Annotated in this window: 9 protein-coding genes; 8 read left to right on the top strand and 1 reads right to left on the bottom strand. The window is 36.5% G+C overall.

The annotated features are described in order from the left end of the window. Position 1: 1 nt before the first annotated feature. From essB to AAIE21_RS26810, 8 genes are all read left to right on the top strand, one after another. The gene (essB, locus tag AAIE21_RS26775) at positions 2 to 1,177 is read left to right on the top strand and encodes a type VII secretion protein EssB (RefSeq protein ID WP_343269499.1); all 1,176 of its coding nucleotides are present in this window, start codon (positions 2 to 4) and stop codon (positions 1,175 to 1,177) included. Further along, positions 1,155 to 5,630, top strand: coding sequence for a type VII secretion protein EssC (gene essC, locus AAIE21_RS26780; RefSeq protein WP_343269500.1), 4,476 nt, complete (start codon positions 1,155 to 1,157; stop codon positions 5,628 to 5,630). The genes essB and essC overlap by 23 nt, the downstream gene beginning before the upstream one ends. Positions 5,631 to 5,724: 94 nt before the next feature. Further along, positions 5,725 to 6,156 carry a DUF5082 family protein gene (locus AAIE21_RS26785; RefSeq protein ID WP_343269501.1) on the top strand — a complete coding sequence of 144 codons (432 nt, stop codon included), beginning with the start codon at positions 5,725 to 5,727 and terminating at the stop codon, positions 6,154 to 6,156. Positions 6,157 to 6,174: 18 nt separating this feature from the next. Then, the gene (locus AAIE21_RS26790; protein WP_343269502.1) at positions 6,175 to 6,462 is read left to right on the top strand and encodes a TIGR04197 family type VII secretion effector; all 288 of its coding nucleotides are present in this window, start codon (positions 6,175 to 6,177) and stop codon (positions 6,460 to 6,462) included. 1 nt (position 6,463) lies between these two features. Next, a complete protein-coding gene (locus AAIE21_RS26795) occupies positions 6,464 to 7,180 on the top strand; it encodes a DUF4176 domain-containing protein (protein WP_343269503.1) in 717 nt (238 codons plus the stop codon). Further along, a complete protein-coding gene (locus AAIE21_RS26800; protein ID WP_343269504.1) occupies positions 7,181 to 9,343 on the top strand; it encodes a T7SS effector LXG polymorphic toxin in 2,163 nt (720 codons plus the stop codon). 50 nt (positions 9,344 to 9,393) lie between these two features. Beyond that, complete coding sequence (locus tag AAIE21_RS26805) at positions 9,394 to 10,173, top strand: hypothetical protein (protein WP_343269505.1); 780 nt, start codon at positions 9,394 to 9,396, stop codon at positions 10,171 to 10,173. A 19-nt stretch (positions 10,174 to 10,192) separates the two neighbouring features. Continuing rightward, positions 10,193 to 10,906 (top strand): pentapeptide repeat-containing protein, encoded by a 714-nt coding sequence (locus AAIE21_RS26810; protein ID WP_343269506.1) that lies wholly within the window; start codon positions 10,193 to 10,195, stop codon positions 10,904 to 10,906. Positions 10,907 to 11,057: 151 nt separating this feature from the next. Here AAIE21_RS26810 and AAIE21_RS26815 read toward each other — a convergent pair. Continuing rightward, on the bottom strand, positions 11,058 to 11,151 hold a 94-nt coding region (locus AAIE21_RS26815), incomplete at its 5' end, for an IS3 family transposase (protein WP_343267758.1).

An 11,151-nucleotide genomic window follows, 5' to 3' on the forward strand; every position in this document is an offset into this window, starting at 1 on the left:
TATGGGTGAAATGAAAAATAGTTTGATAGTTATTAAAGAGGAAACTACATCTACTTTTATTAAAGTGCACTTAACAGCTAATCAATATTCTTTGTCAGGTGTAAAGCAATTCCAGTTATTTTTAAATAAAGCACCACACTTTTTAACTGGAAAGATAGAAGTGGCGAATGAAGAACAGATCATTATCACTTATGAAAAAGATGAATTATCTTTTTCGCTTGAACAATATGTTAAAAAATTAGATGCATTTGATCGCCTTCTTTTAGCACAAAAAGTAAATTTCTTAAAAGAATATCTTAACCAACCAGTAACGCCATTTATCCACCCTAAAAATATCTTTATTTTTGGGGAAGAGTTGTTTATTGGTCATCGTGGCGTAATGAATACCGTTATTCCTTATCTTTCAACAGAAGAAGTATATCTAAAACAATACAAGGCATTACTTCTTTATATTTTAAATCCAAAACTGGATTTTGAGAGTCTTATTGATGGGGCCGGTGCAGTCCGAGATCCTTTTTCCGAAAAAATTCAAGAATCTTCTTCGTTTGAAGAGATAGACAAGTTACTAATGGAAACAGTTGCGATTCAAAAGGAAATAAGAAATGCTACAAGCATACTGGTGAAAAGTAGAAATTACACTGTTTTTAAGTGGGGAACAATTATTCTTGGACTTGCAACATTAGGTCTTTCAATAGGGGTAGGGATATATTCATTAAATATTGTACCTCAGCAAAAACGAATCATAAGTGCCGAATCAAAGTTTATTTCAAATAATTATTCAGATGTTCTAGATTCTTTAAAGGAAGACAAACCAGAGAATCTTCCTAAAAGCGCACAATATGTGTTAGCAGTGAGCTCGATTCAACTAGATAGCTTGTCTAATGAGCAGAAAGAATCTGTATTAGGGACTATTTCCCAAAAATCAAATGATAACACATTACTTTATTGGATCTATATAGGAAAAGGAGACTTTGAAAAGGCCTTAAATATTGCTAAAAATATTGGAGATAATCAATATATTCTTCACGCCTATACAAAAGTTTATGATGTAACAAATGCAGATAACAAGATGAATGGTTCGAAGAAACAAGAATTACTTTCGAAATATAAGGAAGAGATGGAAAAGTACATGAAGTTATTGGAGGGGAAGACGGATGATCAGAAATCTAAACAATAGATTATCTAGTGAAGGTGTACCAATTGATGATCAAATTGTAAATAAAGCGTCTGTACTCTATGATATTTTTTCATTTGGTCATATATTTTCGCGTCACGAACTAACAATGTCAAAGCCATCACTTAAGATTGGTAACCATGAAATTTCTTTTGATGGCACGCATTTGTTCATGGATCAAGATCCATGGACAGGTGATATGAAGGACGGAATTCTCGCGTTACCTCATGAAAAATTAGAAGTTTTAACTACTATCAAGCCGAAAACAAATTTTGTGATTTCTTCTTCAAAGGACTCAGGAATCACCATTCCGACTAAGGCTTTTGCCCTGGTCACATTTAATGAAAAGAATGAAACTTACCAGTTAAATCTGTTTTCAAATGGGGTATTAGTTTACTTTAATGGAAAGAAAGTAGATCGATTAGAAAAAGTTTTGTCTGTAGGGGATCAACTTGTTATTGATGGTGTGCTTATTGAATTGAGAGAAAAACAATTTAAGTTGTGTAAGATAACCAATGAATTTTCACTAAATTCTTGGGAGATTATTAACGAGATATTTATTCCAGAATACCCCAAAAATTTCCCTGAATTTAGACGTAGTCCAAGAATTCATTTACGAGAGCCTAAAGAAGAGATAGCAATTCAACCTCCAAGAGCTGAGGAAACTGATGGGAGAAATGAATTATTGCGTACGATTGTTCCGCCATTGGCAATGGTTGTTTTAAGTGGTGCAACGAGCGTATTAAGTAATGGAAACCCTATTATGATGTTAAGCATGGGAGGAGTAAGTTTACTCACGGCAGGGTTCTCTGTTTCAAGTTATATTACGAATAAGAAAGAAGTGAAACAAAAGAATCTTAAGCGAAGTGAGTACTATGAAAAGTATCTTATTCAAAAGGAAAAAGAATTGTCGTTGCTCTCTCAAAAGCAATTTGAAGCTTTAACGTATAACTTTCCTGATATGGATTCATTGTCTTTGATGACAAAAGAATACAGTCCACGAATTTATGAAAAAACTATGACAAATGCTGATTTTTTAAGTATTCGTTTGGGTCATGGAGAGATTCAAAGTAGTTATAAAGTCAGTTATCATTCAAGAGAAGAAGATGATGCTTTAAGTAAATTTGCAGAAGAAAAAGTTGTTTGGCCACATCAAACGTTAAAAGATGCACCTATTGCCATCTCGACGTTAAATCAAACGTTAGGACTTGCAGGAACAAAAACAGTACTACGAATAGCTGCACAGACATTATTATTTCAGCTTTCCGTTTTACATTCTTATAGAGATGTAGAATTTGTAGCATTAGTTCCAGAAGAAGATTATCAAGATTGCTGGCATGCATGGCGTTGGTTGCCACATTTTCAAATACGGAGCTTAAATTTACGAGGAATTATTCATAATTCACAGACACGTGACATGGTTTTAAATTCGTTCTATCAGTTGTTAACAAAACGTCGGCAACAAGTCAAAGAGGCGGGCAATGAGAAAGTAACCTTTGCTCCGCATTATATGTTTACGATTTTAGACGAGAGCTGGCTCTCTGGGCATGGATTAAATGAATTTTTAGCTGAAGATATGAGTCAATACGGTGTTACGGTCATTTGGGGGAAAGACGCGTTAAACATGTTGCCAGAGACAGCAACCACAGTTATTGATTATCAAAGTAACGAATCCGCGGTATTAATTAATAATAATAATGAGTACGTGAATCAACTTTTTGTTCCCAACCATTTACCTAAAAGTTATCCAATTGAGCAAGCAATAAAACGCTTAGCTAATTTAGAACATGTTGAGGTAGAGAAAAATGCGATTCCAGAATCGATTGACTTTCTAGAATTATATGATGTGAAAAATGTTGGAGAGTTACATATTGGTGCTCGTTGGGAAAAAGCAGACACTTCAAAGTCATTAGCTGTTCCTTTGGGTGTTCGAGGAAAAGATGACATTGTTTATTTGAATTTACACGAACGAGCACATGGCCCACATGGACTCGTGGCGGGTACAACAGGATCTGGTAAATCGGAAATTGTCCAAAGTTATATTTTATCTTTAGCAGTAAATTTTGCACCAGAAGACGTTGGCTTTTTACCGATTGATTTTAAGGGTGGAGGTATGGCGAATTTATTTAAGAATTTACCACATCTTTTAGGATCGATTACAAACTTAGACGGTGCAAGTTCTGCAAGAGCATTACAAAGTATTCGAGCAGAATTGCAAAAGAGACAACGGAAATTTGGTGAATTTGGTGTTAATCATATTAATGGGTATACCAAGTTGTACAAACAGGGAAAAGAAATTACTGATCCTGTAGAAAAGAAAAAATATCCATCAGAACCATTACCGCACCTTTTCTTAATCAGCGATGAATTTGCAGAATTAAAAGCAAATGAACCGGACTTTATGGCTGAGCTAGTATCAACTGCACGTATTGGTCGTTCGTTAGGAGTTCATTTGATTTTAGCTACTCAAAAGCCAAGTGGAGTAGTGGACGACCAGATTTGGTCAAACTCACGATTCAAATTAGCATTAAAAGTAGCTGATCCAAGTGATTCAAATGAAATTATTAAAACACCTGATGCAGCAACGATTACTCAACCAGGACGAGCGTATTTACAGGTCGGAAACAATGAAATTTATGAACTGTTTCAATCTGCGTGGAGTGGAGCAACTTATAATCCAGATGCACAATATGAAGAAAAAGTAGACGAAAGAATTTGGCTAATTAATCAATTGGGCCAGCACGAATTGTTAACTACAGATTTATCCCAAGATGATGAAGTATCCATGAAAAAGGAGGAAAAACAAACACAATTGGACGCGATTGTAGAAGATATTGTGATTCATGCTGAAAAAACAAATGCAGTTCTTCCTGAAAAACCTTGGTTACCTCCATTAAAAACAGAAATTGATAGTCCAAAGATTAATGTGGTAACTTCAGGGGATTTAAAAAGAAATCTTTCAGTTCCATTTGGTTTGATGGATATTCCATCAAGACAAGAACAAATTGACTTTTTACTTAATTTAGAAGAGTTGAGTCACCTTGCAATCTATGGATCTCCAGGCTTTGGGAAATCCACTGCATTACAAACTCTTGTAATGAATTTATCAAGAATTAACAATCCTGAACAGGTCCAGTTTAACTTATTTGATTTTGGTACGAATGGTTTACTTCCAATAAAAAATTTACCGCATGTGGTGGATATTGTTCGGTTAGAGGAAGAAGAAAAACTGATGAAGTTCCTCAAACGAATTCGCAAAGAAATTCAAAGTCGAAAAGACGCATTTACAGAGTATGGTGTCGCAAGTCTGTCTCAATATGAAGAGAAATCAGGAAAGCAGTTGCCAGGGATTGTTACCATTGTTGATGGTTTTGACTCAATTAAGGAGAGTCCTTTAGAGGAAGCTATAGAATCTGTGTTAAATCAGCTTTTACGAGAAGGAGCAAGTTTGGGACTCTATGTAGTTATGACGGTTCTTCGTACGAACAGCTTCAGAATGAGTATGGCGAGTAATATTCCATCACATATTGGGCTATTCCTTGTGGAAGAAGGTGCAATTCGAGATGTTGTAGGACGTGATGCTTTGATTTCGCAAGAAATTGTTGGACGAGCGCAAATCAAACTAGACGAGCCACATGAAGTTCAAATTTATTTACCAACTCATGGAAAAAATGATATTGATCGATTGAATAATTTAGAGCAAGAGATTGCACAGATGAATCAGCAATGGAAGGGCACACGTCCTACCAAGATTCCGATGTTATCTAAAACGATCTCTATGCATGATTTTTATACAAATCCACAGGTACAAGAGATGTTAGATAATCTACAACTACCACTTGCTCTAAGTAAAGAAACCACAAATGTCATTGGTTTTGTACCAGAAAAACATGGTTATTTTGTGATTGGAGACGATACGCCACAGCAAACGGAATATATTGAGCGTATAATCGTTCAAAACTTTAAACATTTTGAAGGGAAAGCACAAAGAATTGTGTTTAATGGGAGCGAACGATTTGGCAGATTCAAAGAAAGCTTCGATGTGATTGTATCAGATATGGAGTACAGTACTTTTGTTAATGATCTAATGAGTGAAATTGAAGAAAGAGAGACACAAAGTGAAAATCAACCGATGTTTGTGTATATTCCAGATGCGCAAATATTTGGAGATAAAACATTTATTTCGGATGAAACATTCAATAAATACTTAAAAAATGGTTCTAAAGTAGGTGTTTATTTCATTTTCCACGGCAATCAAAAACAAATTGAGAACAGTTATGATGAATTTAATAAACGATTACGAGCAAATATTCCAGCAGGGATGATTGGAACACGTTTAGCTGATCAAGGATTAATAAATGTGAAATCTAGTTATAGTGAACCTACAGTGGAATTAGATGAGTCTCATTTCTTTGTTGGACGAAATGCAGGACGGGTGAAATTAGTTAGTGAGTAGATCAATTTTATCTGCGAGTGGTGTGTATGGCTGAGTAGTTATAAACAGAAAGATAGTCTTGATAGGGAAATAGATTTTGAGGAGGGAAAACATTATGGCTCAAGAAGAAGATAAAGCCAAAGAAGCTGCACGAAAAGCGGATATCCATGCACGTGTTGATCGATTTAAGGCAAGTTATGATAGTAAAATGGCTAGTCACAGGGCAAATGCCCAAAAGTTAGAGCGCTTAAAAGCCGCAAAGAGATCTTTACAGGAAGAACTTCATCATTTTGATTCTTATAAGAAAGAGTTTACCAATTTAGGCAGGAGTCTAACAACAAGCCAGTTCAAAGGAACACGTCGTAATAAATTCGATACAAAATTAGAAGAAATCACAACAGCGCTTGATGCAGATAAAGAGAAGCACAATGAAAAGCTAAACGCGATGAATAGTAAAATCATGCTATTAGAAATGGATCAGTCTATAATAGGTGACGCTATTGCGAGCATTTCAGCAAGTATTAGCGGTTTGCGTTCTATGTTATAAAAAAAGGAGAAAATACCAATGGGAAAAATAGGTATAGATAAGGGGAAATTTACCGGAGCAGTCACAAATGCAGAGAGCGCAGTTAGTCGGATAGAGAAAGTTCCCTCACCGAACATTACCAAGAATAATCTATCTCGGTTGACGGGTTTTCAAAATTTAGTAGAGAAAGCCGGAACAACTTTAGAAGCATTTAAAGGAGTATCTTCTGCTGACACAGGCAAAATGAAAGCCGTCGCGGACAAAATTGTCGATGAAGATGCCAAAATGGCGAATGTAATCCAACAAAACACAGTGAGGTTCAAATAATATGGTCGAATATAACAAACGAGAACTTTTAGAAGTTGTTTTACAAAATGACAAAACATTAGATTTAGAGATTACTGACGAACTATTACAAATGGGTAACTTGCTGGGGAATCAGCCTTCCCTTTTTCGTGAGGTTTACAAGGCGTTTCGAAATCAAGAAGATGTCTTTGAAAACAAACCAAAAATCGGCGCAAAATTCTCAGTGACTTTTGATTATCCGAATGAGGCAATTCATTTTGAACGATTGGAAACGCAATTAGACATTCCATTTTCTCAATTTTTACGTTTGATGGGTTTGATTGATGCGTGTTATAGTGAAATTTTGCCGCTGGGTACCGTTGTGGAATTGGACATAGACATGATGCCAGAAGTGATTCAAAACATGTTTAAGGACAGTAAAATCGGAGAACTCGTGATTTTAACAGGGCGCAAAGTACCGTTAAGAGAGGGATTTAACGATTATGTGGTAGATTATCTTGGTTACTTGTGGCCGTTTGGTGAAATGAGTAACACACCAGCGATTTATGTGTCCAATATGATGATTAAGCGGGTCGTTTCACCTGGGATGACGAATGAATGGGAAGAACAATTTGCTTTTACTTTCTTACGAAGTATGCAAGTAGCAAATGGCAAGTTATCCAGTGCCTTTTTACCACTAGATAAAGCGCTTGCCTTCTATGAAGCTGTTCATACTTCACCAGAAAGAGAGGCGGATTAAATGGGCTTTCAAGTAGATTTAAAGGAATTCCTTGAAGTACTGGCAAAACTCCAAAAAGACACCAGTAAAACCAATGATCAACTTGAACAAGCCAAAAACGCATTGAATGGGATTATCCAGGCCGATGCCATGCAGGGTGCAACAGGAAATGCGATTGTCAACGACATCAATAATAACCAAAGTGCAGTTGTGACTGGGTTGAAAGTTACCAATGAATTGCTCATTGTGGAAATGTTGACAACTTTAAAGGATTTTCAGTCAACAACGGGAGAAAGTGATGAGAATGCGATTATTCTGGAAGATGCATTACTGCAAACACAAAACAAACTTTCCAATCTCCAACCCAAGAAGCATGAAATGGATAGTCGCATCTCTAATATTTACAACAGCGTAAGTGATTTGATTTCACTGAGTATGCCGAACAGCCAGTTTGATGAAAAACTGGTTGCAGCCAGCAAAGAACTAGAGGATACAATTCAAAAAGTACAGCAATTTGAAAGCAAAAAAGAAAAAAGCAATGCGGAAAACACTCTCGATGCCCTAAACAAACAAGTTCAAATTGCAGGGCAGATGGGTAGTTTATCTCATACTGATCCGAAACTTCAAGCCTTCTTTGCGCAAGATGCATTGGCAAAAGGCATTCATGAAATGGATACACAAATCACGAAAGCGGAAAAAGAAGCGAAACTGCAAGCTGAAAGAGAAATGAAGAAAAAGCAAGAGGAATGGGCGGACAATCATCCAGTGGAGGCTTGGCTTCAAAACTTTTCCAAGAGTGCTGGTGAGAAATGGGATGTATTGAGAAAAGGTACAAAATGGGTAGGGGAGAACATTCCTTTCCTGAAAGGACTTTCTGATGATCTCTTGGTGTTAGAAGGTTTTATAGGGGCGGCAGGTTCCGCGATTAGTGGGATTGCGATAGGTGCAACGAAATTAGTTCACCTAGCCTGGGAGCTTGGTGAGTGGGGCTTTAATTCGATACGTGGCGTAGAAACAGAACAATGGAAACTGGACGATATTTACGGAGCAGGTAATACGATAAAAAATCTTGGACAAGCCATCATCAGCTGGCAGGATTATCCTAAGTATGGTAAGGCACTAGTTAACTCCGTAAAAGGTTATGTGGAAAAAGCATTGACCGATCCTTATGCTCTTGGTGGCGCGATATTTGATATTGGTAGTTGTTTTGTCGGCGTCGGTGAAGTAACCGCCGCAGTGAAAGGAACAGCTGCATTCGGAAAATTCGCAGAGGGTACAAAAGTCTTTCAGGTAGCCGCGAAAAATAGTAAAATAGTTGGTAAGTTGGAAGAAATAACGGCATTAATGAATAAGTTGCCGGATAGTATGAAGAATGTTGTGGAGAAGATTAAAAATATTGAGATCCCGAATTTATTCCCTGAACCTGCGCTAGCAAGTGGAGGGAAATTCGGAGGATCAAACTCTCTGAAAGATACTTATCAGCTTATGAAGGAGAATGTGGAGAAGGTTTTTGGTAAGGATACAGTTAAAGGTAGTAATACGAAACCAAACAAAATTAAACTAACTCCAGAACGAGAAAAATATTATCGAAAGAAAATAGATGAAGCTGAAGTGCGAGGAGAGTATGACGTAGCAGATGATATTAGATATGACCGTCATTGTGAAGAAACAGAACCACCTTTAGATCGTAAAGATTGGAATGATAAGACTGAAAATTTAAGAAAGAGCCGAGAGCGTGGAAGAGAAGAAGAAGCAAAAGGTAGAGATGCTTTGAGCGAACATTTAGGTCGTGAATTAAAGGACAATAACGTTGGTAAGGTTGTTACGCATACATCCAGTGAAGGGCATCTTACGCGTCCAGACAGTATAGGGTATAATGCTAAGGGTGAAATTGACTTAGTTCATGATCACAAACACAAAATAAGTGACAAAGAACACGTTATTCATAATGACAGTCAAATGCGAGCTGAAAGAGAAATGCTCGAAGATAAAGATGGAAGACATGTTGTGACAATATCAAGTGACGTACCCGATTTAAATGGGATTCCTCCTCAGCCAAGACCAAGTGGGCCTTTAGGAGAAAACAGTGAAATTTACTATACTGATCCAAATAGTGGTAAAGTGACGCACAAATGGGAAGCTGATCCAACTGTACCTGGTGGGGGTGTATGGATGAAACTGTGAATGAAAAATGTTATGTAACTTTATTTTTTTAATATTAAGGGAGGATATAAATGAAACCTAATTATTTTTCAATTTCAATGTACCCCACAGTATCTTTTAATGAAGAAGAAGTATTACTTCGTCTTTTGGATGTGTTTGAGTCAAATGAGAAATTTGCTCCTACTCATTGGGGCAACTGTGAAACGGTACGGGTAGAATATAACCGTCAGGAAATTCTAGAAAAAGTAATTTCGGAGCGTAGGGTATCTGAAGTTCACCTGTATCGTGATAAATCTGTGAACTATAGAGGGAGTTTTCAAGTTAATTGGAGCCATCGTTCATTTTTGAAGTTTGAGTTTCATAAATCTATACCACAAAAATTATGGCCAGATTTTTTTGCATTATCTGATCAAATCTCGGAAATTGCGAAACCTCGTTTTGGAGTAGCTCAAATTTGTTGGCCAGTACCCAATCCTTGGAACACCGAACGTGAACGCTTACAGAAGTGGATGAATATTTCGTCTCTACCTATACCGGTTAGATTTCTTCCTAACGGTCCCTTAGGACTAGGGGCTAGAACATATTTTAGTGGTAATATTTTAGAAATGTTTGATAAGGAATTATTACTAAATAGTCCAGCTGTCGTATCAGAACTGGATTGGGGTGGGATTTGTATAGATCTTTTACAAAATCCATTAGAAGCTGATAATGATACATTGCTTGATAGTTGGTTACATGTAATGAAATATTTGGAACCAGCTCAAGCAATGGCTATACCGAGTTTTCATGAAAGTCGGATGGTTGTAACCTATTCTCCAAATGTCGTTTGGAAGGACTATCTGGAAAGTTAAATGAAAGGAATTCGTAATCATGAATGAGAAAAGTAATGATAGAATAAGAGTCATGGAAATATTAAATCGATCTCAATACAATGATGAGGTTATAGATGGGCTAGATATGAGTGATTTGGACCTTACTTTTTCAGACCTGTCAGAGGTAATGGGAGATCGTATTATGGCAAAACGGGTCATGTTAGGGGCTTCTTCATTAATGAGAGCATCGTTTCATGATTGTGATTTTGAGTTGGCTGATTTCAGAAGTTGTAATTTAGAGGAAATACACATTGCAGATTGTAGGTTTGGTGAAGCGAATTTCTCTAAAGCGAATATGAAATATGCGAAATTGAATATAAGTAGTTGTTTTGAAACATGTTTTGACGAAGTTGATTTTTCATATGGAGAACTAGTTGGAACAATTTTAAATCATGCTACTTTTCGCCATGCGAATTTATCTGGAATTGATGCTACACAGGCGTATTGCACTGGAACGGATTTTAGCAGTGCCAATCTTACAAATGGTAAATTTGAAAAGACGGATTTGGAAAATGCAAATTTATCAGAAGTAGATGCTAGAAATGCAGACTTTACAAATGCAGATTTAACAGGAGCAACCCTTTTAAATGGGGACTTTACGGATGCGAATTTCACCGGTGCCAAGCTAGATAATGTAGTTTGGAAGGGAGCAAATGTAGAAGGAGCTAAGTTTGACGAAAATGTGAAGGAACAAGTGTTGAAAATGATATAGAAGTTTATTTTGAATCGTATGTAAACTTGGCAAATAAGTTTTAATGTATTATTTGTCATAACATGTAGAGGGTGTCACACTGTCACTATAAAACTTGCAAACTTAAAGCACTTGATTGTTGAAGTGAACCCAAAAAGTTAGACACATATTTTTAAGCAGCTTGCGAGAAATGAGTTCTGTATTGTACAGGACTCATTCCTTTTAGTTTTATTTTAATACGATCATGATTATAGTAATGAATATAT

Origin of the sequence: Paenibacillus sp. 102 (assembly GCF_039549175.1) — a bacterium.
Taxonomy (GTDB): Bacteria; Bacillota; Bacilli; order Bacillales; family Bacillaceae_G; genus Bacillus_A.

Bases quoted from the DNA above. Each gene is read 5' to 3' on its own strand.
- AAIE21_RS26790 (WP_343269502.1), top strand. From the start codon at position 6,175: ATGGGAAAAATAGGTATAGATAAGGGGAAATTTACCGGAGCAGTCACA.
- AAIE21_RS26785 (WP_343269501.1), top strand. From the start codon at position 5,725: ATGGCTCAAGAAGAAGATAAAGCCAAAGAAGCTGCACGAAAAGCGGAT.
- AAIE21_RS26800 (WP_343269504.1), top strand. From the start codon at position 7,181: ATGGGCTTTCAAGTAGATTTAAAGGAATTCCTTGAAGTACTGGCAAAA.
- AAIE21_RS26795 (WP_343269503.1), top strand. From the start codon at position 6,464: ATGGTCGAATATAACAAACGAGAACTTTTAGAAGTTGTTTTACAAAAT.
- essC (WP_343269500.1), top strand. From the start codon at position 1,155: ATGATCAGAAATCTAAACAATAGATTATCTAGTGAAGGTGTACCAATT.
- AAIE21_RS26805 (WP_343269505.1), top strand. From the start codon at position 9,394: ATGAAACCTAATTATTTTTCAATTTCAATGTACCCCACAGTATCTTTT.
- essB (WP_343269499.1), top strand. From the start codon at position 2: ATGGGTGAAATGAAAAATAGTTTGATAGTTATTAAAGAGGAAACTACA.
- AAIE21_RS26810 (WP_343269506.1), top strand. From the start codon at position 10,193: ATGAATGAGAAAAGTAATGATAGAATAAGAGTCATGGAAATATTAAAT.